This is a genomic window from Neorhodopirellula pilleata (genome assembly GCF_007859915.1).
GTDB classification, from domain to species: Bacteria; Planctomycetota; Planctomycetia; order Pirellulales; family Pirellulaceae; genus Rhodopirellula; species Rhodopirellula pilleata.
This window is the reverse complement of sequence record NZ_SJPM01000001.1, coordinates 1,119,143-1,142,470: the sequence shown is the minus strand read 5'-3', so window position 1 is coordinate 1,142,470 and position 23,328 is coordinate 1,119,143. Positions and strand designations below refer to the sequence as shown.

Genomic DNA, 23,328 nt, shown 5'->3' with positions numbered 1-23,328 from the left:
GGTAGGCTGTCGACGCACTAAAGCTCGACGCCACGGTCGCTGGCGGAATACTCCACGATCACGTTGCTGTTGAGTCCGCCTCGGGGGGTCCAGCGGCTTTCGACGCGGAGTTGGCGTGGTTTGACGACGGCGACGAAGTCGTCCAGAATCCGGTTGGTGACCTGTTCGTAGAATATGCCTTCATTTCGAAAGCGTTGCAGGTACATTTTGAGGCTCTTTAGCTCGACGCAGACTTCGTCGGGAATGTAGGTGAACACGATCGTGCCGTAATCCGGCTGCCCGGTTTTGGGGCACACCGAGGTAAACTCGGGGCAATGGTGCTCGATCTTGAAATCACGCTGCGGGGCCGGGTTGTCGAAAACTTCGAGGGTGTCGCGGAAACTGCTCACGGAGATTCAATCACAAATCAAATGGGTCAATCGTTTTGGTCAGACAGAGTGTTGTTGTACCGATCGCCGCGAAAACCATGAAGGGGCGGGAATCGTTGAGTTCTTCCGATTCGGCATTCGCCGACGCTTCTTCGTTTGCCGACGATTCGGCCACCTTGCGGATCGCCGAAACGTTCGCCAGCCGCCAAGGCGAAGGTCTTTTGACGGGCACACCGAGCTTCTTCATCCGAACCAGCGGTTGCAATCTGCGATGTTGGTTCTGCGATACACCTTACGCGTCTTGGAACCCCGAAGGCCAGCGGCGGTCGATCGAATCGTTGGTCGACGAAGCCCGAACGGCCCGCGTGGCCGGTTCGGACGAGCCGATTTCCCACGTCGTCCTGACGGGCGGCGAACCGCTTGTCGCGGCCGGCATCGGCGATTTAGCCGATCAACTTCGTGCCGGAGGCTTTCACGTAACGATCGAAACGGCCGGCACCGTCGATGTCGCGATCGGGTGCGATTTGTTGTCGCTGAGCCCCAAGTTGTCGGCCAGCACGCCGGACCCGGCCGAGCATCCTGGATGGGCAATAAAACACGAACAACGCCGTCTGCCGGTCGAAACGATGCGACGTTTGATCGAGCGGGCACCTTCGTTTCAGGTAAAATTCGTCGTCGACTCGCCCGATGAATTTGAAGAGATCGAATCGGTCGTCAAGTCGTTAACCGTTGAATCTTCGGCCGTGTGGATCATGCCTCAAGGCGTCACGAACGATCAATTGGACGCGGCGGCCCCGTGGTTGCGTCCGTGGTGCGAAGCCCATGGATATCGCTATTGCGACCGCATGCAGATCCGCTGGTACGGCAATCGACGTGGGACCTGACGCGGCCAGACGTCCCTCCCAGGCCGCCCGGGTTCGGATCCTCGGGGCGGCCGTGGCAATGGTGTTGTCGGTTCCTCTTCTGACAGCCCGATTGTTGAGCCCCGATCCTGCCGGCCTCGGCACGCATCAGCAACTCGGGCTGCCGCCGTGCTCGATGCGAGTCCTGTTTGACATCCGCTGCCCGGCTTGCGGGATGACGACGTCGTGGAGCCATTTCATGAGGGGCGAGCTCGCCACGAGTCTTCGTGTCAATGCGGGCGGGACCGCGTTGGCGGCGGTGGCGATCACCGTCGTCTTGATGGGGCTGAAATGCGTTTGGACCGGAGATTGGCCTTCGATGGCGGCACGAAAAATCCTCTCCGTGGCGGTGGTCGCTGCCGGCGCGATCACGGTAACCGATTGGCTGGCACGAACCTTTTGACCGAAAAACCGCTCGCTCCCCCTACACGCCAACCGGCAATGCGTGTGACAATGCACCCGTCCGGTTGAATTTTGCCGTCCATTTCCCTCCACACGTTTTTCCAGCGTCGACATGAGTGACTCCTTCGATTCCGATCATCCCAACATCGACGCACCGGCGATCGGTTCGCCGACGACCGATCCGGTTCCCCACCCATTTGAGGTGAAGTTTGCCTCTCGCGTGGATCGTTTGCCGCCGTACATGTTCGGTCGGATCAACAATTCGCTGTACCAAAAACGTTGTGCCGGCGACGACGTGATCGATTTGGGCATGGGCAATCCGTCCGACCCGCCTGATCCGAGCGTGATTCAAAAGCTCGCCGATGCGGCCGCCGACGAAGGCAACCACGGCTACAGCAAATCAAACGGAATTCGAAACCTCCGCCGCGAGGTCGCCAAAAAATACCAACGCAAGTACGGCGTCGAACTGGATTCCGAAAGCGAAATCATTTCCTGTTTGGGCAGCAAGGAAGGATTTTCGCACATGTGTCTGGCGCTGATGGGCCCCGGCGACACGGCGATCATTCCATCGCCGTATTTCCCTGTGCACATGTATGGTGTGATTTTGGCGTCGGGCAACGTGGTCGCGCTGGACGTCGCCGATCCCGACAAGTTCTTGAGCAACGTGGCTTACACGTGCGAGAACATGACGCCGGTGCCGAAGATTTTGATCGTCAATTACCCGCACAACCCGTCGTCGGCCGTGATCGAACCGGATTTCTTCGTCGAAGTCGTGCGTCTGGCCAAAAAGTACGGTTTGATGGTCATTCACGACTTCGCCTACGCAGACGTCGCTTTCGACGGTTATCTGCCGCCTAGTTTTTTGTCCGCGCCCGGTGCCAAAGACGTGGGCGTCGAGTTCACGACGATGAGCAAGGGCTACAACATGGCCGGATGGCGGGTCGGTTTTTGTGCCGGTAACGCCGAGATGGTCCGCGGACTCGGGACGATCAAAGGCTATTACGATTACGGCATGTTTGCGGCCATCCAAATCGCGGCCATCGTGGCACTCCGAGACACCGAAGAGAACGTGCTCGCCCAATCCAAAATTTATCAAGGGCGCCGCGACGTCCTCGTCAGCGGTTTGCGGCGACTGGGATGGAACGTCAATCCGCCCAAGGCCGGCATGTTCGTTTGGGCCGAAGTGCCCGAACCGTGGAAGAGCCAAATGAGCACGATGGACTTTGCGATGAAGTTACTCGAGGAAGGCAACGTTGCCGTCAGTCCCGGCAGCGGATTCGGTGCGGCCGGTGAAGGCTATTTGCGAATGTCGTTGGTGGAGAACGAACATCGTCTCCGCCAAGCGGTCCGCCAAATCGGAAAGTGCCTGGCGTCGTCCAAACCGAGTAATCCCGAATTGGCCGTCGGATCATGATCGGATAACCAAGATCGGACCGATTGGTCTGATCTGTCGAGTCCGTCCGATCTTCTAACTCTTCACTATTTAACGAATCAATGCGTATCGGTTTAGCCTTCAGGGCGTTTTTCAAAGCGATGTTTGACCGCGAAGCGGCCGAGCGGATGGCGTTGGCGCTCGACGGCGAAAACCCCGTGCCTGCGATCTCGCACACGCCCGAGAAACCACAGCCTGCGCCGGAGAAAAAACCGGCCGCGCCGGCACAGAACCCGGCGATCACGTTGTTGGCGACGTTGCAGAGGGAAGCTCGATTGATCGATTTGATCCACGAAGACCTCGATCAATACCAAGACGCCCAAGTCGGTGCTGCGGCGCGGCCATGCTTGAAACAATGCCGTCAATCACTCGACCGGATGCTGAAAATTGAGAAGCTGGTCGATGCCAAAGAGAACGAATCGATCCCGGTATCTTCAGATGCCTCCCCTGCGCGTTACCGCTGGGTCGGTGAGTCTTCCGCCGCATCCGGTCAAGCCAAGTTGGTCCATCCGGGTTGGCAAGCCACTGCCACGGACCTGCCCAAATGGTCAGGCGTCCCAGAAGACGCCGATGTGATCGCGCCGGCGCAAATTACCGCGACGTGATCGAGTCGCTGAAGTCGCTGCGGAACAACCATCATGATGGTTGTGTGCGGTCGAGTTGATGCAGGTTGCGAGCCGAGCCTTCTGTTTCGCTCGCATTGAATTGCCGCAATCACTTCTGTGACGCTTGGAATGTGAATGAGCCTTTCATTTGAACATGTTTCAAAAAGTCCGCTTGTTTTTTGCGCATCCCGCCCCCCAATTGGTCGCCCCCTCCGGAGATTGGCGGTTATTGGTTTGGCGGAAGCCTGCCAAAGAATGTTCGAAAAACCTTGTTTTTCTCTTAGTTTCACAATGGCAGCGCATCGGGCATTAAGACGATGTAAGGCACCGCAGCGGATCAAGCTCGTTGAGCTCGCGGCTTTCCCAGGTGATCAGAGGCATGTGCAGTGAATGGAGCCATTCTCCGCCGACAGACATTGGAATGTCCGTTGCTTAAGGTCAGCAGCATGCCAATTCTTGATGCTGTCGATCGTCATCCGTTGATTTCGATTTGATCATCATCAACTGTCCGCAGGCGGCTCGGGGCAGGAATCAGCTGACGGTTTAATGAATCGCAACGCGACGAAGTATTACCGTTCAATCCTTGACTCCAATGTTTAGCAGGACCCTTATGATGAAATGTTTCCCAACCGCGAGACGCGGCTTTACACTCGTTGAGTTGCTCGTGGTGATCGCGATCATCGGCGTGCTCGTCGGTCTCCTACTGCCTGCGGTCCAAGCTGCACGAGAGGCAGCCCGCCGGATGCAGTGTTCGAATAATATGAAGCAACTCGGCTTAGCGATTCATAATTACCACAGCACCTACAATCAATTTCCCGCCGGTGCGGTGTCGTTTCAGGGATACAGTTGGGGTAATACCAGGCCGGTCAGCGCGGCGATGTTTTTGATGCCTTTCATCGAAATGTCGAATCTCTACGAGCAATTTGAGCAAGATGCAAAAGTGGCTGCTCCCGGTTCGGCCCCGTGGGATAGCCCCGCCCTGCGTGCGGCGGGGCCTCAATCGGCCTTCCTTTGTCCTTCGTCGGCTGGCGCGAGCGAGACGGCGTTCAATGGTATCTCCAAGTGTCTTTATGTCTTTTCCGTTGGCGACGAGATGTGGCACAACGGCCGCGTGAATTCTCAGGAAGCGTCGGCCACTGCTCAAGGAGACGCTCGAAGTATGTTCTTGCCCTCGCTCCCGACGGCTATGCGTGAGTCCAAACGTTCCTTCAGCAGCATTCTTGACGGGACGGCCAATACGATCGCGATGAGTGAGGTTGCCGGTACGCCTCGCGAGTTAGCAACCGTCCGAGGCGATGTGGCTAGCTTCAACGGGATTTACAACGGGTCTCGGTCTTTACCCGGCCCCTGCATGAACGTCCCCCGCGCCGCCAATAATCCCCGGCAGTATCTCACCGGTGCTGATGTGTGGCGGGGTCTCATCTTGAGTGACGGGCGAACGGTCAATAATAAGTTTACAACGACGCTTCCTCCGAATGCTCCCTCTTGTGCGTTCGGTGGCACGAACGATAGCTGGGGTACGTACGCACCTTCGAGTGAGCATCAGGGAGGCGTTCAATCTCTCATGTTTGACGGTGCTGTCCGGTTCATTACCGATTCGATCGACTCGGGAAACATCAACGCGCCTTCGGTCACTAGTGGTGAAAGCCCCTATGGGATTTGGGGAGCACTTGGTTCTCCACAAGGAAGCGAAGTCAACTTAATGGAATAAGGGAAGTCACTTCGCAACGATCTTTTTTAGTTCACCTCTCGTTCGCTCTTAAACCGGTTAGTTTTATGAAAACACACTCTTTGAATCGTTCCGTTCCCGTTGTTAGTTTGTTCCTGCTTGGTTCGCTCACTCTCGTCGGTTGTACCGGTGAGCCGCGGCCCGATGGCATGCCGGACCTTCAGCCGCTTGCATTGACCGTAATACAGCAAGGCGTGCCGCTTGAAGGCGCTACGGTCCAACTGATCGCCGACGATCCGAACATTAGTCGGTGGGCCAGTGGTGGTGTGACCAACGCGGAAGGGGAGGTCAGCTTGAAAACACTCGGACAGTATGAGGGTGTTGTTCCAGGAACCTACAAGGTGACGGTATATAAAATGGCAATCGATGGTGACTCTACCACCGAGGCCGTGGATAGCCCGAGCTCAGGTGGATCCGCCAAAGCGTTCTTAGTCGTCGATCCGAAGTATCAAGCAGAAGCAACCACACCGGTCAAAATCGAGGTTGCCAAGGGAGTCGATACCCTGCCTGCGATTGATATCGGCGCTGCGGTGAAGATCACACAGATGCCGATGTAAGCATCGCATGAACAACAAGTGGTGGCGACTTTCAGTCGCCATGTCCTGAAACGGCGACTAAAAGTCGCCGCCACTTGCAAAATGCGTCACTTATTGATCCCGCGATGCTAAGGGATTGTAGCGTCCGGTAGAGTGGTCAACGAAGTCGGTTTTCGCGTTGAGCGTGTTCGGTTATCATCCCGGCGCAACGAAATCACTCGACTCTCTTCGCTCTTCGGATAGAACCCATGCCTCGTCCCCGCCTCAATGAAGCACGCACCAAGATCGTGGCGACGGTCGGTCCGGCCTGCGATAGTGTCTCGAAATTGGCGGAATTGATTGAAGAAGGTGTGGATGTTTTTCGAATCAATAGCGCCCACGGAACGATCGAGCAACACGCCGAAAAACTCGCCAACATCCGTGAAGCATCCGCCCTGACCGGGTTTCCCGTCGGCGTGTTGTTGGATCTTGCCGGACCAAAGATTCGCTTGGGGCAACTCGTCTCTGAGCCGATGTTCTGTCCGCTCGGTGAGTATTTGACGTTCGTTCGCGGGACCGTGTCGACCCGGCCGATGGAAGTGACGAGTTCCTATCCACGATTGATCGACGAACTCAAGATCGGTGATCGGGTGATGCTCGCCGACGGAACGGTCGCTTTAGAAGTCGAAAACGTGACGGTAGACAACGCGGTTTGCCGAATCGTCGCGTCGGGTGAAATTCGCTCGCGCCAGGGAATCAATCTGCCAGGTGTGAAGTTGTCGGTCTCGGCGATGCTCCGCACGGATATCGAAAACGCGATCTGGGCCGCGCAAAACGAAATCGATTTCATTAGTTTGTCATTCGTTCGCACGCCCGAAGACGTTCGCAGTTTGAAAGACCTGCTCAACAGTTACGAGTGTTCCGCACTCGTGATCGCCAAAATCGAAAAGCCCGAAGCGCTCGATAATCTCGAGCGGATTGTGATGGAGGCCGACGGCGTGATGGTCGCCCGCGGTGACCTGGGCGTGGAAATCGACGTGGCGGAAACACCGGTTGCTCAAAAACGCATTATCGCGACGTGCAAACAGTTCATGAAGCCGGTCATCGTTGCGACTCAAATGCTCGAATCGATGCACCATAGTTCTCGTCCCACGCGAGCGGAGGCGTCCGACGTCGCCAACGCGGTTCTCGACGGCGCCGATGCGTGCATGCTCAGCGGCGAAACGGCGATCGGGGAGTATCCGCGGCAGAGCGTCGAGATGATGAACCGCATCATGCGGAAAACCGAAGAGCGAGCCTTGCCGGCGGCGACCGCATCGCAGGGCGTCATCGACCCGGCCAATCGGATGACGCACGCCGTCGCCCGAGCGGGGATGGAAGTGGCCGAAGCGATCGGCAGTAAATTGATCGCGATCGCGACTCACTCCGGCGGCACCGCTTGGGTGAAAAGTAACACCAGGTCGTTGATCCCGACCGTCGCCGTCAGCGACCACCTCGCCTCGGTCCGACGGATGAACTTGTTTTGGGGAATCGAGCCGATGTTTTGCGAACACATCGAAGATACCCAACATTTAATCGAGCACGTCACTCGATGGGCTAAGGACCAAATCGAAGAAGACGGAACGTTGGTGATGCCCGGAGACACGATCGTCGTTGTCAGCGGCAGCGACGTAATCGCCAACGCCAACAACGTCATCTCGGTTCACACGATCGGTTGACCCTAAGCAGCGCGAGATCAATAAGTGACGCATTCTGCAAGTGGCGGCGACTTTCAGTCGCCGTTTCAGGACTTGGCGACTGAAAGTCGCCACCACTAATTGTTCCCGCGAAGCGAAACTTAGCGGATCGCGTGGACTTTTTGGCATTTGACCGTGATCGCGTTGACCGCTTCATCGAATGAGGCTTCACCGACGGCGATGATCTTGTCGCCTTGGTTCAAGCCGATCAACTGACGGGCATCGGTCGGGATCACGTTTCCTTCGCCGTCAACGATTTGCACGATCGCCTTGGGCGCGTTGGCGGCCCGGCGTTTGCAAAACGGGCAATTGTCTTCGTGCTCGGGGTCGTCGGCGCCATGCCCGTCGGCGGGCAATTCGCTGAGCATGAAGGTCGCGGAGTCGGCTTCGAACGCGGGAAAATCACCGGCGTCGATTTTGCCGATCAACGTCATCGGCTTGGTCTCACCGCCCAATGATTCCGCTGCGTCGCTTAAGGACGAGACTTCGGCTGGTCTTTCGGCGAGCAAGTATTCCGACGAAACAGCCGCCTCGGTCGGCACGCTCGCCTCTTGCGTCGCGGTCTCGCAGCCGGCGATCATCATCAACGCCGAGGCGAGCAACGTGAACGCGGCCGCGAATCGAATCGGCGACATTGAGCGGAGTGAAGGTAAACCCATTATTTCGTTTCCGTTTTGGTCAGGTTGCTGAGTGTTGCGATCGCCGAATTGATTTCCTTTTGGACTTCGGAGTAATCCTTGCCTTCACCTCCGTGCAGTTTTTCATCGACACTGCCGTAGGCGTCGAACAGTTTTTCGATCGCGGTAGCGGCTTCTTTCTTTTGGTCGTCGGTCATTTCGCTGGACTGGGCCAGTGTTTCGATGCTTTCGAGTAGGTTGCCGACCGAGTGCAGTTCGCCATGAATGGAATCAATGTCTTTGTCGGCAAAACCTTTCGCAACGGTATCACGTAAAGACGCCAGTTGATCCACTCCGGCATCAAACGACTCAGGGGTGGGTGCCGGTTCGATCGGCTTCAGGGCACCGATGTCGAGATCGTCGGAATGTTCGTCGCCGTGTGCATGATCATGGTCATGGCCGTGTTCATGATCGTGGTCATGTTCGTCGGCGGTGGTTCCGATGGCGGCGGTGTCAGGAGCCGGCTGACAACCGATCGTCAACATTCCGAAGGTCAACAGGGCTCCCGCTAGGAACCACTTCGAAGCAATTTCAGAGGCTTGGTGGAACGATTCACGAATGGCCATCGCCGAGTTTCCTATCAGAGGGGAGATTGAATCGGTGTTTTCAGCGCGGTCTACGCCGATCCCGGTTGCTACGCACCTGGGCGGCTTCGGTTCTTATTTCGTGGCGAGTTGACCGGAATTATTTCGTCAAAAGCAAGACGCTGGGCGTTCGGCCCGTTAAACTAGTACAGGCTTCGCCTACCTCGCCTTCCCACCTTACTTCCTCCCGCCTGTCTCAAAATCCTTGATGCGATTTGCTGATCTTTTTCGCGCCCGCGACGTCAATCGGATCGCTTCGTTGCGTCTGGTCGCTCGGCAAGCGGTCGAAGGTTTGACGGCGGGTCGGCACCGATCGCCGCACAAGGGCTCGAGCGTCGAGTTCAAGGAACACCGCCCGTACGTCCCCGGCGATGAGCTGAGGAACATCGATTGGAAGGCGTTCGGCAAAAGCGATCGACTGTACATTCGTGAATTCGAAGAAGAAACGAGTTTGCGGTGCATGTTGTTGGTCGACCAAAGCGGCAGCATGGCCTACCGGGGTGACCGCGCCATCTCGTTGACGCGAAACGCCAACCCGTCCGCCGCGACGGGGGCGTGGTGGGAAGGCACGAAACAGGAATACGCGGCGGGCTTGGCGTCGGCGCTCGCGTACTTGTTGTTGTCCAGCCAAGACTCGGTGGGTTTGATCACGTTCGATTCAAAACTTCGTGATTACGTCCCGCCACGAACGTTGCCGTCGCACTTGCAAGTTCTTTTAACGATGATGGCCCAAGATCGACGCGGAGGTGAAACCGATTTGGGCACGGTGTTGCGTCAAGCCTCCGTCAAGCTGCCTCGACGAGGTCTGGTCGTGTTGATCTCCGACGGATTCGGCGACGTCGAATCGTTGGGGCGTTCGTTGGCGTTGCTGCGGGCGTCACGGCAGGACATCATTTTCCTGCAGGTGTTGGATCCCGATGAAACCGATTTCCCCTTTCAAGAGCGGATCGAATTTCGCGATTTGGAAATTGACAACCAAAGCGAGATCATCGACGGGCGTCAGATACGCGATCGATACCTTGAATCTTTGCAACGTCATAATGCGATGATCGCATCGGCGTGTCGCCGTCACCGCGTCGATCATTTGATGATCACGACCGATCAACCGCTCGTCGAAACGTTGGCTCGGTTTGTCGTGATGCGGCAAAGCGGCGGGGTCTCGTCGACCATGGGGATCTCTTCGACCGTGAGGGCGTCCTCATGAGTTTGCTCAATGCCGCGATGGCGTTTGGTACGTTGGCCTTCGTCGTGCCGCTGGCGATTCACTTGTTGTTTCGAAGTCGCTATCGCACGATGGATTGGGGGGCGATGTTTTTGCTGCGTGACGTCGTTCAAGCGAACCGGCGTCGGATGCAGTGGCACCATTGGATCTTGCTCGCCCTGCGATGTGCGATTCCCCTGTTGCTTGCTTTGGCGATGGCGCGGCCGTTGATCTCGTCGATGCGATCGATGCCGGGATCGCAACCGATTTCATTAATCATGGTGCTCGATGACAGTCGGTCGATGTCGGCGGCGCGGCGTTCGAGCGAAGCGTTGTCGGCGGTCAATCAAGTGTTCGATTCACTGTCGCAAAAAGACGAAGTAATCTTGATCCGCAGCAGCCGGATCGGTTCACCGGTGACGACCGGATCGGTCCGCGATGCCCGCGAGCAGTTGCGTGAGCTTCGGTTCGATGGGGCCGAAGCCGAACTCGATTCGATGGTCGCCGCCGGAGTGGAAGCCTGCACGACCGCATCGCACCCGTTTCGCCGGGTCGTGGTTTGTTCCGATTTTCAAGAGAACGTTTTGGCGGCGGCTTCCCCGGAGGTGATCGAGGGATTGTCCGAACGGATCGAATCGATGACACCTCCGATCGGGTTGGATTTTTTGAACATCGCTTCCGAAGAACCATCCGATGCGCTAGGGAACGTGGTCGTCGAATCGATCGAGATCGAAAGTCCGGCTGTATTGGTTGATCATCCTTCGCGAATGTCGGCGGTGGTTAAGAATCACTCGGAGGCTTCGCTTCCGGCGTTACGCTGCGTGTGGGCGATCGACGGAGCGGACGTTCATTCCGAGAACGTTTCGTTGTCACCGCGCGGCAGCGCGACGTTGCGATGGGAGCACGTGTTTGCTCGGGTCGGTGGCGCGAGTGTCACGCTTTCGGTGCAACACGACGACGCCTTGTCGGCCGACAATCAACGACGCTTGGCAATCGATGTGATGCGTCAAATCCGCGTTTGGTTGGTCGACGGCGACGAATCGGACCAACCATTGCAAAGTGAAACCGATTTCTTGAAATTGGCACTCAGCCCGTTCGCATTCCAAGCAACACGGCAATCGCAACGGAACACGCAACCGAATCGCCGCGATGAAATGATCCAAGACACGGTTTCGACCAAAGTCGTGACATCGAAGTCGTTCCATCGTTCGTTTGCGAAATTGAACCTTCCGAATCAGGGTGAGGAAGAAGTGCCCGATTTGATCGTGTTCGCCAACGTCGAAGAGTTATCTAACAAGGAATTCAACGAGGCCGTCGTCGCTTATCTCGATCAAGGCGGCAGCGTCTTGGTCTTCGATGGCGATCAAGTTGCGGCTGAATCGTTGGGCGAGTGTGAGTGGTTGCCGGCCTCGCCGATGCAGACGATCAGCTTGAAAGATGATTCGGACGAAACCGAAGGCGAGGTTTCCGAGAATGGTTCTGACAAAGAAACATTTACGGGCACGTTTCGCATCGAACCACCGGGCGGACGCTATGCACCGTGGGCGGTCTTGGGCGGTTCGGGGGATTCGTTGTTGGACTCGGTCGAGTTTCAACGGGTTCGTAAGTTGCAACCGCGTGACGACCGGACCGAAGTTCTGATGCGTTCGGAATCCGGATTGCCGCTGGTAGTTCAGCGTCGCTCAGGCGAGATCGGCGGACGTGTGGTTCAGTTCGCGATTCCGTGTGATACGGCCTGGTCGAACCTACCACTTCGTCCGGTGTTCTTGCCGTTGATTCAGCAATTGGTGCTCGACCTCGCCGGTGGTGCCGAGGGGCTCAACGGTCCGCCGGGATCGATGTTCATGATCCCGCCGCCCAAAGGTTCGGCTCCGTCGCGATGGCGTTTGACGACGCCCGACGGCAAAACCAAAGTGTTGCCCGCGTCAGCGTCTGAGCCGGTGCGTTATTCCGACACGACGCAGGTGGGAATTTACCGGTTCGTTCCTATGTCCGACGATGGAAACGAGACGGAGAAGACATCGACAACCGACGCGGGTGAACCTCACGTCGCGGCGGTCAGGGCGATTGACGTTTCGTCCGACGAATCGATCTTGCGGGCCGCCGCACCCGAATTGCTGCAACGGTCGATCGAGCGGATCGGTGGCCGATCGTTTTCAAGCCCGAGCGAATGGGTCGCTGGTGCGAAGCAGGATCGGTTCGGCTTGGAAATTTGGCGTCCGTTGATTTGGATCTTGCTGATCGTGTTGGTCGCCGAGGTCCTGTGGCAACAACGTGGCGGAACGAAAGCCCGGCTACCGGGCAAGTTCGCCGCGTCCAATGCCCCATCGCGCAGGGTCGCCGCATCGGGAGGGGCATCGTGAGCAGTCTGAGCTTAGATGCCTATCTGATGGCGGACTTGCGATTTACCGTTGATTGGCCGGTGTGGTTGGTCGTGACGGTGTCGATAGCGATGGGCATCGCGACGATGATGTTGTATCTACGCGAGACGCGCACGTTGTCGTCGCCTTGGTCTTGGCTGTTGCCCGGAATGCGAGGCACGGCGGTCGTATTGGCATGTTTGTTATTGGCCGGACCGACGTGGCATCGTCGGCAAGTGATCGGAACTCCCGCCCGCGTGGTGTGGGCGATCGATCGTTCGGCGAGCATGGGTGAGTCGGATTCTCAAGCGAGTACCCAAGGAGATTCGTCCGAGTCGCGATTGCGGCGGGCGACCGACTTGTTGTTCGGTGGGCCGGAGCAGCGCGGATGGATCGATCGTTTATCCGAGACGCATGCAATGGAAGTTCACGTTTTTGACAGGCAATCTCGCGAAGTATGGGATTCAGATTCGAACGAATTGGTACCAGGGTCTGAACCGGATTCACGTTCGTCATACGATTCATCGGTAGCCGATTCGTTGGAACATGCCGACGGAACGGATACGGACCTTAGCAGCCCGTTGCAAACCGCTCTCGATCGAACGTTGCGAGACATCTCCACCTTGGCCGAGAACGACCATTCGAATGATTCAGATCAAGCTCCCGAACGGATCTTGGTCTTGATGTCCGATGGCCGTGACAGCGTCCAGCGAGTCGACGCGGCCGATACGTCACGAAAGCTCGCCCAAAGCGGATGGCAGGTTCACGCGGTCGGCATGGGAAGCCTCGACGAGCCGCCCGATGTGGGCGTGGTCGACGTCGATGCCCCGCAACGGGTCGCCGACGATGGGCGCTTGGCCGGGCAAATCTACTTGAAACATTTCGGTGTTCGTGATCGTTCGGTGCGAGTCCAGATCCGCAGCGGTGACACGGTGGTTTGGTCGCAAGAGATTGCGATCGACACCGACGGCAAGACGCCCGTGGCATTCGATTTTCCCGTCGACCAATTGATGAACCGGATCAGCGGTCAGGATTTACGAGGCGTTGATCGGGATAGCGTTGTCTTGCCCCTGACGGCGGAAGTCGTCACGTCGACGGGCGATTCTGATGGGACAGCGACGATGGTCGGCAAGCCGGGAAATGACTCGATCGATTTCCGCGTCGCCGCGGCCAGTCGTGATCGCGAATTGTTGATCTTGGATGGCTCGTCTCGTTGGGAAATTCGTTATCTGCGCAATCTATTTACGCGGGACCCGGCGTGGCGAGTTGATACGATTTTGTTCGGCGAAGGCACCGATCAAGAGAAGGTAAAACGCGGTGAAGATCCCGGCCAATTGCCCGGGTCATCTCGGGCTTGGTCGCGTTATGACGCAGTCGTCTTGGGCGAGATTCCGGCAAATCAATGGACGCGAGAGGACGCGTTACGGCTGAGTGAATTTGTCAGTCGCGGTGGCGGTTTGATCGTGATCGACGGTCGCTATGATCGGATTCGAACGCTGTTGGATTCGCCTGATCCGGAGCAACCGAACTTGATGGCCGAGTTGATCCCCGTTCGATTCGATTCCGACGACCTCGCAACGAACCCGCCAAACAATCCTGTTTCAACAATCCAACGAATCGAACCGACCGATGCGGGGGCTCAGCATCCGGTGATGTTGCTCGACTCGGAAGCCAAGCCGATCACCAAAGCGTGGCAGAGCCTGCCCGCCCCGCAATCGATTGCGGCATCCGAACCGCAACTTGACGCCGAAGTTTGGGCGGAAGCGGTCGATCAAGAGGATCAACGTCAACCGTGGTTGGTGACCCGTTTGTTCGGTGCGGGGCGAGTTTTTTACTTGGCCAGCGATGAAACATGGCGTTGGCGATACAAAGTCGAGAGCCGTTTACACCGTCGGTTTTGGACTCAGTTGATGACGGCGGCCATGCAGCCTCCCTATGCGGTGCGCGACGAGTTTGTCGCGATCGGAACCGACAAGGTCGATTACGACATCGGGCAGTCGGCCACCATCCGTGTTCGGTTGTTGCAAGACAACCAAGGTGGAATCAACGCAAGCTCGAATGCGGAAGCGGGTTCGATCTTGGACGCCACGACGGTCGACGCGTTATTGCTCGAAAATGAACAAGTCGTTGGTACGATCGCGATGCGGTTAGAAGACCCTCAGCGTCGCACTTATGTCGGTCAAACGTTGCCTCTTCCGGCGGGGAAATACGATGTCCGGATCCGCGCAAGCGGTTACGACGCGTCGGCCCTCAAGGCGTCGTCGCCGATTTGGGTCCAGGCACCTCGCTCGGGTGAACTCGATCGAACGTCGGTCGACGAACCGTCGCTCAGCCGAATCGCTCAAGCGGGAGGCGGGCGTTATGTCCACGAGTCATCGGTGGAAGAATTGTTTGATCAAATCGCGCCGCTGTCGCGAGGTCGGATATTGGAGTCCGACACCGCGCTTTGGCAAACGTGGTGGGTGTTCCTATCGATCGTTTGCTTGTTGGCGTTGGAATGGTGGGCTCGCAAGAAAGTGGGGTTGATGTGAACGATCCGATTCAAGAGGACATGAACGTGGGAACTCAAACACTACCGCCGCCGACCGCGACGTCTTCACCGGTATCAAGCGGTGAGCTACTCACACCGACACGTTCGGCGCTCGAAACGTTTGCCGATCGTCGTGCCCGATTGTTGTCGGTTCGTGGAATGGCGATCGGGTTTGTGGTCTTCGTCGTCGGGGTGCTATTGCTCGTAGTCGCAGATCGATTCATACGCGTGGAGACCGTTTGGCGAGTCGTGGCGAGTTTGGTCGTTGATGCAATTGCCGTGATCGCCGCGTGGCGGTTCGGCATCCGCGAATCACGACAACGCGACTGGACGGCGATCGCCCAGCGGATGGAGACCGCCACTCCGGCGTTACACGAGCAAATGCTATCGGCAGTTGAATTGGGCGATGCGAGCCCCACCAACGGTTCGGCCGAATTCCGTGGCGCATTGCAGACCCAAGTCGCCGATCAAGTCTCCCGGCTCGAAGTCGCGCGAATGTTGCCTTGGGGATTGATTCGAAATTGGACGATCGCGGTGATCGGGTTGGCGAGCTTGGTTGGATTGCTCAGCCTCGTGCCGTCGTTGCAATTGCCCCGCCGGTTGGCTCGCGTGATCGTTCCGATCGCTCCCATCGAGCGGGCTTCGGTCACCCAAATTGAAATCGTTCGCCCAACGCCGCCGTCGCGTTCGGTGGCCGAAGGTGACTTGGTCGCCGTCGCCGTCACGGTATCTCGATTGGGTTCGGGCAACGTTCGTTTGCAGCGACAGGGTGAGGACGGACTGAATGAAATGTTATTCATGTCGCCGCGCGACTTTATGCCCTCTGATCCTAACAGCGGACCGGCGGTATCGTCCGAAGCGAGCGACTCGGACGGGGCTCAGACGTTTGCGGTGAACGTTCAAGTTCATCAAACCCCGGTTCGTTATCGCGTTCTCGCCGGGGACGCCGAAACGTTGTGGCACACGTTGACGCCTCAGCCTCGGCCGAGGATGGTTTCGTTCGAGAAACTCTACGAATTTCCCCGCTACTCGCGGCTTGCCGAGCGAAACACCGTGGACGAATTTGGTGATTTGGTCGGAATCGTCGGGACCAATGCCAATGTCATTGTGACGTTCGATCAACCCGTTGAACAAGTCGAACTTTTGTTCGGCAACGGCCAAAACGATCTGCGGATTCCGGTGCAGAGCGTGGATGATTCGCGACTTCGTTTCCAATACCAGATTCCCATCAAAACGCCGGGTTCCTATCGAGTCGATGCGGTCAGCACAAACAGCGGGCTGAACAATCCCTTCTCACCCCGGTTCAGCATCGATCCGGTGATCGACCGTGCTCCTGTCGCGGATTGGAATAGTGGAACTGCCAATCGACAAATCGTCTCGCCCGCTGCCGTGATTGATTTGGCGGGCACGATCCAGGACGACTTGCCCATGGACCAGTTCGCTCAACAATTCGTCCTCGACGACGGCGAGGTCATCGAACGACCGTTACCGATTCAAGAACACTCCACCGATAATAATCGAAACGGAGCGGACAAGTCGGTTGCTTCGGATGAAATGATCGACGACCGGTCGAGCTACCAAGTGACGCTGCGTTGGGACATGATGAATCATGACGCGAACGGCCCTGCGGCGATGCTCTCACCAGGTAGTCAATTGAAAACGCGATTGATCGCGATCGATCGGGCTGGCAATCGTGGTGCGTCCGAGTGGATTCATGTATTCATCGCCGGTAGCGACTTTGATGAGTCACGCCACGACGAACTGCGTCAGTTTCAAACCTTCAGTCGCCGCGTCAAGAATTGGTTCGACGACTTCGCCGGTTTTGTCGATCTACTCAAAGACGCGACCAAGGATGCGAAGAACCAATCCAAGGAACCACCTCCGGTCGATCCCGACTGGACGCTGACCTTGACCGGGCTCGAATCGAGTTGGGCTGAACTGAGCGGAATTCAAATTTCCTCACAAAAAGCCGCCGGAATTGCGGACCCGGCCGAAGGTTTGACGATCGCCGATTATGTCGCGAAATCGAACGATTCCGTCGCGGCGGAACGCTGGATACTCATGGATCGGTATGCGACCCAAGCGATGACCGACATGGCGATGGCGATTCAGACTTGGGACGAGATGGGGTCAAGTCAACCGCCGTTGTCAAAACGATCCGAACAGCAGCTTGCAGGCGAGATCGCATCACTGGTTTCGCGTGCCGAAAAACCGATGAAGCAAATCGTCGAATTCGCGCAATGGAATTTGTCCGTCGAATTGGCCGCAGGTCTCATGCGAGATCTACAAATGATTCAGAGTGATGCGGAGGTTCTTGCCGACGAGAATGCGACCGTCCCGATCGACCGCCTGCCCGGCCAAGCCGACTTAATGATCGAGCGACTCCGACAAGTCGGCGAACTGGCCTCTTCAATGCAGGCCGATTTGCCTAGTAACACGGTCAAGCACCAAGAACGATTGCACCGCTATTTAGTCGAATTGTCCGCACGCATCGAACAAGAGAACGACAAACTAAAGTTCGAGCAGAATCCCGACGTCGAAGTTAATTTTCGAAGAGCAATGAAGCGAATCGTCGAGGAACTCGGCTACCATCTGACCACGTCGTTGTTACAAGGTGACACATTCAACCAAATTGCGTCGACCGTACGGGAACTCAATCGAAGTGATTGGATGTTATTCCAAGAAATCGAGCGACTGCGAGAGATCCAGCGGAATTGGGATCGCGCTCGAGAGCTATCGGAAAAGGCACTTCAGCAACAAGACACCTCTGAAATCACTGATGCGGCTGCCGAACAGTCGATCCGGAGGCTACGCCGCAACGAAAAATCGACAGCGGTCATCGATGGCTACCAACGGTCCGAAACGATCCAACGGCAGCGACGGGATTCCAACGTTCAGGAAGTTTCGGACTTCAAGTTAATCGGCCGAGTGGTGCAGGCCGTCACCAACGAGGATTTCACGCCACCGGAATCAATGACCGTCGACAACGTGTTGGCGTCCGTTCGTCGCGCGGCTTCGATTCTGGAGGCGGGAAATCAGACCGTTCGCTTGAAAGGGCAACTACAAGACTTGGCCGACCGCGAACGTTACGGGAATGATTTGGCCGACGGTGCCATCCGACAAGGCTTGCGTTTGGAACACTATCAGGTAGTCAGTGAAACGCCGCTGCAGTTATTGCGCGATGGCGGAGTGGACGCCAAAGCGATGGAAAGCTTGCAAGCCACCCGGTGGGACAACGATTTCCAGCAAGCACGTCAATGGACCACCTCGAGACGTTACGATCCAAAGCCGTTTCTTTCGGCGACGACTCCGGTGCAATCGATGGTAGATCGCTATCAGGTTCACCTGTCAACGATCGAAGCAGCCATGGCCGACGCACGAAGCAAGTTGCGGCAGTACCTTCCCACCACCGGTGAACTGGCCCGCGACGCTGCCGAGGAAGCCGAGCAACAAAGCGAAAAGAACCAAGAGCCCGACAAGCAAACACCCGACAAGCAAACACCTGACAAGCAGGAACCCGACAAGCAGAAGTCCCAAGAGCAACTCGATTCGCAACAAGATGCGAACCAAGACGATGAAGCTGCCATTGAAACGCTCCAAGAGAAGGTCGATGCCCTCGCCGAAGACTTGGCCGACCGCGCCGACACGGCCGATTACACAGACGAAGCTCAACGAGAATTGGCCCGGGATGCCGACGCGGCGCTGGAGACACTCAAGGAACAAATGAAAGCCGTCGTTGCGGAAGCAAAAGCCGACGCTGAACCCGATTCTCCAGATCCTCGAGACGCCCCAACCGCTCTTGAAGAACTTGCCGAAACGTTACGAACAACTGCGGAACATTTCGACGCCGCTGACGCGGGGAAGGACATCAGTCAAACACGTCAGGCCTTGCGTGAGGCTTCACCTTTGTCGGAGTTGCAATCCGCCGCTCAAGCAGCCAATGCGACCGCTCGGGCCGCCGATTCCACTCCGGAAGAGTTGCTCGAGCGACTCGAACAACGGCTCGACGGCGACCAAATCATGCAAGGCGAGCTGGCGGAGATCTCGCAGCAGACTGCCGCCGCTGTTGAACAGGCTGTTCGCTCGGCTGCCAAGCAAGAGAAGAGCCTTCAACAGGAGCTGGAAAAAGCGGACCCGGAATTCTTAGAAAAGAAACGCGCATTGCGTGATCAACTGAAATCATTGACTGACCAATCACGAGCCGTCGATGACCAGTGGCTATCCATGGCCGAAAGCGTCAGCGGATGGAACCAAGATCAACCCGCTCGCGAAAAACTGCGCCAATCGCGTGAACAACTTCGAGCCGCCGTCGATCAAGCCGAACAGGTCCAAAACGATCAAGCGTTATTGAAGGATCTTCAGGAGGCCAACAAGCAATTGCAACAATCGATCGATGAAGCCGTGCGCAATGTTAGCGAAGTGGAAAAGAATTCCGATGCCAAGGCGAATGACAACGTTCACGAGAACGAAAAGTCTCGCCAACAGAAGGCAAGGCAGTTGGAATCAGCGCAGCGCGAAACTCAAAATCGATGGTTGCAGTCACTTTCCCGCCAAGAGAAGGATTGGCAACAACGGCGCGACGAGGCGGGCAAGCGAGTTCAGTCCGCGCAAAATCAACAACGCAGCGCCGAAAAACAACTCGAACAAGCCCAACAACAACTTCAAAAGCACCCCAACGAAGAATGGGCGCAAAAAGGAGTTCAAGAAAGTCGCGAACGGGTCGAAGAAGCGATCCGCGCCGGCGATCAAGCTAAACAAACTCGTCAGGCCGCTGAACAAGCTGAGAAGGAAGCTTCTCAACGTTTGTCCGACTCGCGTCGATCCACGGTTCAAGATCTCCAAGCCAAGAATCCTTCGGCCGAGTTGCTTGCCCGCGTGGCGAAAAAATCGACTGATGAATTGGCAAGAATTGCTCAGGACTTAAAGGCGATGCAGGACCAAAACGAACTCGCTAAGACTCTCTTGCCTTCCCCGGCGGCCGCACGACGGCTGGCGGAACAACAAAGTCAAACCAACCAAACGGTCCGTCAAGCAGCCGAAGATTTGCAACGTGCCGCTCGCCACGAGGAACGCTTGGGCAACGAAGCGGTTGCCGAACAACTCGACCAAGCCGCGTCGGAACTGCAAGCGACCTTGAACGAATCGATGTTGCCCGCGGAACATTCGTTGGCCCAATCGGGGCAGTCCTCACCAAATCAAAACGAACCCGATCGTGCCAAACCGGAGGCTGATTCGGAATCTCAACGCAGCCAATCCGCTCAGCGTGCCGGCGGGCAACTCGGTCAGGCGGCTCAACGACTCGAAACGCAAGCCGATCAGATTTCACAAATCGAATCACTCCTCGCCGCCGCCAACGAAATGGCCGCGAGACAGGCTGCGGCAAATCAAGCCGACCCCAATCAAGCCGACGCAAGCCAAGACGATCGTAACGGGGCCGCGCCGGCCGATCCGAGCCCGATGAAAGAGGTTTCGACAGGCACTCTCGGCGAAGCCTCTCGCTCGGAGAAACTGGCTCGAACCTTGGATGAGCTCGATCGCGGCATTCATCAATCCGCCGCCGCTGATCAATCGGTGGCGCAATCTCAATCTTCCCAAGCGTCCGATCAATCAAGTACCCAAAGTCAATCGCAAAGCCAATCACAGACCAAACCGTCCACCGCCGGAGAAGCATCGCCGACATTGGCCGCGTCGGCCGAGCAAGCGATCCGTGAGCTCGCCGCTCAGCGTCAAAAGCAAGTTCAACAGATCGCCTCGGCTACCCAGGCCGGTGATCCGTCTTCGGCCCAGAGTGACTCGGCCGGACAAGCCGACCCGAATTCTAACAGCGATACGGGCACTCCATCGGAAGGCCAACCGGGCCAACCAGGAACGGTCTCAGGTGATGGCAGCCAAATGCCCGACGGCGGATTGATCGACGCGCGCGGCCAGTTACGGGTTGATGGACAATGGGGGAACTTGCGAGAACAAAAAAACAACGACGTGATTCAAGATCGTAAAACGAGCCTGCCCATGTCTTATCGCCCCGCGATCGAAGCTTACTTCCAGGCGATCTCGGCCGAAGCGGCACGATCCCGATCGAAGGAGTCCAGTCCATGATCCCTCGAACTCGCCAGCGACAAGTCGATCGACGCTCATTCAGTCGTCGACGGTGTTTGGTCGCTTCGTTGTTGCCGGTGCTCGCCACGCGAAATGTCTTATCGACCAACGGCCAGGGCATCGAAGACCTCTATGTTCCCGATCGAATCGATCGCTCGATCGAACGCGGCATCGACGCATTGTTGCGACAGCAACAGGACGACGGCTCGATCGCCGATCGGGGGCACGCCACCGCGATGACGTCATTAGCCATCATGGCTTTGGCCGCCGTCGGCATCGTTGCCGATCAAAAAACGCCTCAAGGTTTGGCCCTGCACCGGGCGATCGAGTACGTGCTCAATCCGCGCAACCAAGACGGCGGTTACTTCGGCCAGCGCGACGGATCTCGGATGTACGGTCACGGGATCACCACCTTGATGTTGACCGAAATTCTTGGCATGGGCTCGTCGATCGAACAGAACCGGCGCATCCATGACTCGCTTACCGAGGCCTTGAAAATCATTTTGAAATCGCAAGCCGTTGTGAAACCGCCCAAGCTGCAAGGCGGATGGCGGTACACACCCTCGGCCCAAGATTCCGATCTGTCGGTTTCGGTTTGGCAAGTGATGGCGTTGCGATCGGCCAAGAACGATGGGCTCGATGTGCCGCTTGAAGCGATCGAACAGGCCGTCGACTATTTAATCAATTCCTTCGTTTCGCCACTCGATGAGAACGGCCAACCTCGTGACCAAGTTAGCGGGTTTGCCTATACACCTGGAACGCATCATCCGTCGTTCACGATGACCGCCGCCGGGTTACTCGCCATGCAAACTTGCGGTCAGTATGATTCGCCGTTGGTCGCGGCCGCCGCTCGATGGCTGCTTCAGCACACTCCCAATCGTGGCGATCGATACTTTTTTTATGGGATGTACTATTACGCCCAAGGAATGCATCAAGTCGGTGGCGAAGCGGCTGAGGTCGCCGGGAAAGTCACCAGCGACGAGTTGTTGGAATTGCAATCCGACGCGGGACATTGGATCAGCGAACACGGGGAGGAACGAAATATCGGCATGGTTTATTCCACCGCTTTAGCCATCCTGAGTCTCGGGGTTCGTTACCACTATCTGCCGATTTATCAGCGATAGGCGGGCGGCAGCCCGCCGAGTTGGCAATTCACCCGTGGCGTCTATACTGGTTCACTAACGAAGCCCTTTCAGCTGCCGTTCTCTACTTGAAATGACTCATCCTATGACGCTTTCCGACCAATATCGCACCGAAGGCTGTGCGGTCTCGTTCGAATTATTCCCTCCCAAAACGGAAGAAGGCATCGAGGCCTTGTGCCTCAACGTCGAGCGTCTGTTGCAGTTCAAACCACAGTATTTCACCTGTACCTACGGAGCCGGCGGATCGAGCCAAAGGGCGACGCTGGAAGTTCTCAAACGAGTCAAGGAAATCACCAACCTGCCGGTTGCCTCCCACTTAACCTGCGTGGGATCGACCGTCGAACAGCTTTGCGAATACTTGACGCAGGCGACCGAAATCGGAGTCGACTACATCGTGGCGTTACGTGGTGATCCACCTAAGGGAACCGAAGAGTTTTGTGTCACCGAGGGGGGGCTGCGGTACGCCAACGAATTGGTCGAATTGATCCGATCAAATTTTCCTCAACTCGGTATCGCCGTCGCCGGTTACCCCGAAGTTCACCAAGAAGCCCCTGATGCGACAACCGACTTGGACAACCTCAAGCGAAAAGTCGACGCCGGGGCGGATATCATCATCACTCAGTTGTTCTACGATAACGCCGACTTTTATCGTTTCCGCGATCAATGCGAAGCGGCCGGAATTCGGGTTCCACTGGTTCCGGGAATTTTACCGGTGACCAACTTCAAACAGGCACAACGGATCGCTGGGATGTGCAAAGCCGCCATCCCGGCTAGTTTAGAGGTGGAGATGACCCGAGACGACTCACCCGAACACCAATTCCGCGTCGGGGTCGATCATGCCCGACAACAAACGACCGATCTGATGAAAAACGGCGTGCCCGGGATTCACTATTACGTCTTAAACAGATCCGAAGCCGCCGCCGAACTCCTCGACGGCCTGCAAACTGCTGGTTCGGCGAGTTGACGTCTTATCAATCACTATTTTCCTCCGTTGTCGTAACTGACCAACGAACGATGTTCGCACGACGGGGAATAAGTTAATACCACTA

Annotated in this window: 16 protein-coding genes; 13 read left to right on the top strand and 3 right to left on the bottom strand. The window is 56.9% G+C overall.

Annotated features, from left to right (window positions below):
- Positions 1-17: 17 nt before the first annotated feature.
- Positions 18-389, bottom strand: coding sequence for a preQ(1) synthase (gene queF, locus Pla100_RS03610; protein WP_390620549.1), 372 nt, complete (start codon positions 387-389; stop codon positions 18-20).
- 95 nt (positions 390-484) lie between these two features.
- Here queF and Pla100_RS03605 point away from each other — a divergent pair, with 95 nt between their 5' ends.
- The 7 genes from Pla100_RS03605 (at position 485) to pyk (ending at position 7,671) form a co-directional block, all read left to right on the top strand.
- Complete coding sequence (locus tag Pla100_RS03605; protein WP_231602641.1) at positions 485-1,252, top strand: 7-carboxy-7-deazaguanine synthase QueE; 768 nt, start codon at positions 485-487, stop codon at positions 1,250-1,252.
- A complete protein-coding gene (locus Pla100_RS03600) occupies positions 1,242-1,673 on the top strand; it encodes a DUF2752 domain-containing protein (protein WP_197167670.1) in 432 nt (143 codons plus the stop codon). Before Pla100_RS03605 ends, Pla100_RS03600 begins: the two co-directional genes overlap by 11 nt.
- Positions 1,674-1,784: 111 nt before the next feature.
- Positions 1,785-3,086, top strand: a complete 1,302-nt coding sequence (locus Pla100_RS03595; RefSeq protein WP_146576252.1) for an aminotransferase class I/II-fold pyridoxal phosphate-dependent enzyme — start codon at positions 1,785-1,787, stop codon at positions 3,084-3,086.
- Between the two features lie 80 nt (positions 3,087-3,166).
- Positions 3,167-3,709 (top strand): DUF2760 domain-containing protein, encoded by a 543-nt coding sequence (locus Pla100_RS03590; protein WP_146576251.1) that lies wholly within the window; start codon positions 3,167-3,169, stop codon positions 3,707-3,709.
- 610 nt (positions 3,710-4,319) lie between these two features.
- Positions 4,320-5,420, top strand: a complete 1,101-nt coding sequence (locus Pla100_RS03585) for a DUF1559 domain-containing protein (protein ID WP_146576250.1) — start codon at positions 4,320-4,322, stop codon at positions 5,418-5,420.
- A gap of 80 nt (positions 5,421-5,500) precedes the next feature.
- Positions 5,501-5,995, top strand: a complete 495-nt coding sequence (locus Pla100_RS03580) for a carboxypeptidase-like regulatory domain-containing protein (protein ID WP_146576249.1) — start codon at positions 5,501-5,503, stop codon at positions 5,993-5,995.
- Between the two features lie 227 nt (positions 5,996-6,222).
- Complete coding sequence (gene pyk, locus Pla100_RS03575) at positions 6,223-7,671, top strand: pyruvate kinase (RefSeq protein ID WP_146576248.1); 1,449 nt, start codon at positions 6,223-6,225, stop codon at positions 7,669-7,671.
- A gap of 119 nt (positions 7,672-7,790) precedes the next feature.
- Here the strand turns inward: pyk and Pla100_RS03570 are convergent, their stop codons facing one another.
- A complete protein-coding gene (locus tag Pla100_RS03570; RefSeq protein ID WP_231602640.1) occupies positions 7,791-8,324 on the bottom strand; it encodes a hypothetical protein in 534 nt (177 codons plus the stop codon).
- Positions 8,325-8,347: 23 nt separating this feature from the next.
- The gene (locus Pla100_RS03565; protein WP_231602639.1) at positions 8,348-8,932 is read right to left on the bottom strand and encodes a hypothetical protein; all 585 of its coding nucleotides are present in this window, start codon (positions 8,930-8,932) and stop codon (positions 8,348-8,350) included.
- A 226-nt stretch (positions 8,933-9,158) separates the two neighbouring features.
- Between Pla100_RS03565 and Pla100_RS03560 the strand changes: the two genes are divergently transcribed.
- The 6 genes from Pla100_RS03560 (at position 9,159) to metF (ending at position 23,243) form a co-directional block, all read left to right on the top strand.
- Positions 9,159-10,154: a DUF58 domain-containing protein gene (locus Pla100_RS03560; RefSeq protein ID WP_146576247.1), complete on the top strand. Its 996-nt coding sequence runs from the start codon at positions 9,159-9,161 to the stop codon at positions 10,152-10,154.
- Complete coding sequence (locus Pla100_RS03555) at positions 10,151-12,514, top strand: BatA domain-containing protein (RefSeq protein WP_146576246.1); 2,364 nt, start codon at positions 10,151-10,153, stop codon at positions 12,512-12,514. Before Pla100_RS03560 ends, Pla100_RS03555 begins: the two co-directional genes overlap by 4 nt.
- Positions 12,511-15,042, top strand: coding sequence for a VWA domain-containing protein (locus tag Pla100_RS03550; RefSeq protein ID WP_231602638.1), 2,532 nt, complete (start codon positions 12,511-12,513; stop codon positions 15,040-15,042). Before Pla100_RS03555 ends, Pla100_RS03550 begins: the two co-directional genes overlap by 4 nt.
- A complete protein-coding gene (locus tag Pla100_RS03545) occupies positions 15,039-21,137 on the top strand; it encodes a hypothetical protein (protein ID WP_146576245.1) in 6,099 nt (2,032 codons plus the stop codon). The genes Pla100_RS03550 and Pla100_RS03545 overlap by 4 nt, the downstream gene beginning before the upstream one ends.
- On the top strand, positions 21,134-22,261 hold the full coding sequence (locus Pla100_RS03540; protein WP_231602637.1) for a prenyltransferase/squalene oxidase repeat-containing protein: 1,128 nt from the start codon (positions 21,134-21,136) through the stop codon (positions 22,259-22,261). Before Pla100_RS03545 ends, Pla100_RS03540 begins: the two co-directional genes overlap by 4 nt.
- 103 nt (positions 22,262-22,364) lie before the next feature.
- Positions 22,365-23,243, top strand: a complete 879-nt coding sequence (metF, locus tag Pla100_RS03535; protein WP_231602636.1) for a methylenetetrahydrofolate reductase [NAD(P)H] — start codon at positions 22,365-22,367, stop codon at positions 23,241-23,243.
- Positions 23,244-23,328: the final 85 nt, after the last annotated feature.

Excerpts from the sequence above, each read along its gene's own strand:
- Pla100_RS03595 (WP_146576252.1), top strand. The coding sequence starts at position 1,785 with ATGAGTGACTCCTTCGATTCCGATCATCCCAACATCGACGCACCGGCG.
- Pla100_RS03590 (WP_146576251.1), top strand. The coding sequence starts at position 3,167 with ATGCGTATCGGTTTAGCCTTCAGGGCGTTTTTCAAAGCGATGTTTGAC.
- Pla100_RS03585 (WP_146576250.1), top strand. The coding sequence starts at position 4,320 with ATGATGAAATGTTTCCCAACCGCGAGACGCGGCTTTACACTCGTTGAG.
- pyk (WP_146576248.1), top strand. The coding sequence starts at position 6,223 with ATGCCTCGTCCCCGCCTCAATGAAGCACGCACCAAGATCGTGGCGACG.
- Pla100_RS03570 (WP_231602640.1), bottom strand. The coding sequence starts at position 8,324 with ATGTCGCCGATTCGATTCGCGGCCGCGTTCACGTTGCTCGCCTCGGCG.
- Pla100_RS03565 (WP_231602639.1), bottom strand. The coding sequence starts at position 8,932 with ATGGCCATTCGTGAATCGTTCCACCAAGCCTCTGAAATTGCTTCGAAG.
- Pla100_RS03560 (WP_146576247.1), top strand. The coding sequence starts at position 9,159 with ATGCGATTTGCTGATCTTTTTCGCGCCCGCGACGTCAATCGGATCGCT.
- Pla100_RS03555 (WP_146576246.1), top strand. The coding sequence starts at position 10,151 with ATGAGTTTGCTCAATGCCGCGATGGCGTTTGGTACGTTGGCCTTCGTC.
- Pla100_RS03540 (WP_231602637.1), top strand. The coding sequence starts at position 21,134 with ATGATCCCTCGAACTCGCCAGCGACAAGTCGATCGACGCTCATTCAGT.
- metF (WP_231602636.1), top strand. The coding sequence starts at position 22,365 with ATGACGCTTTCCGACCAATATCGCACCGAAGGCTGTGCGGTCTCGTTC.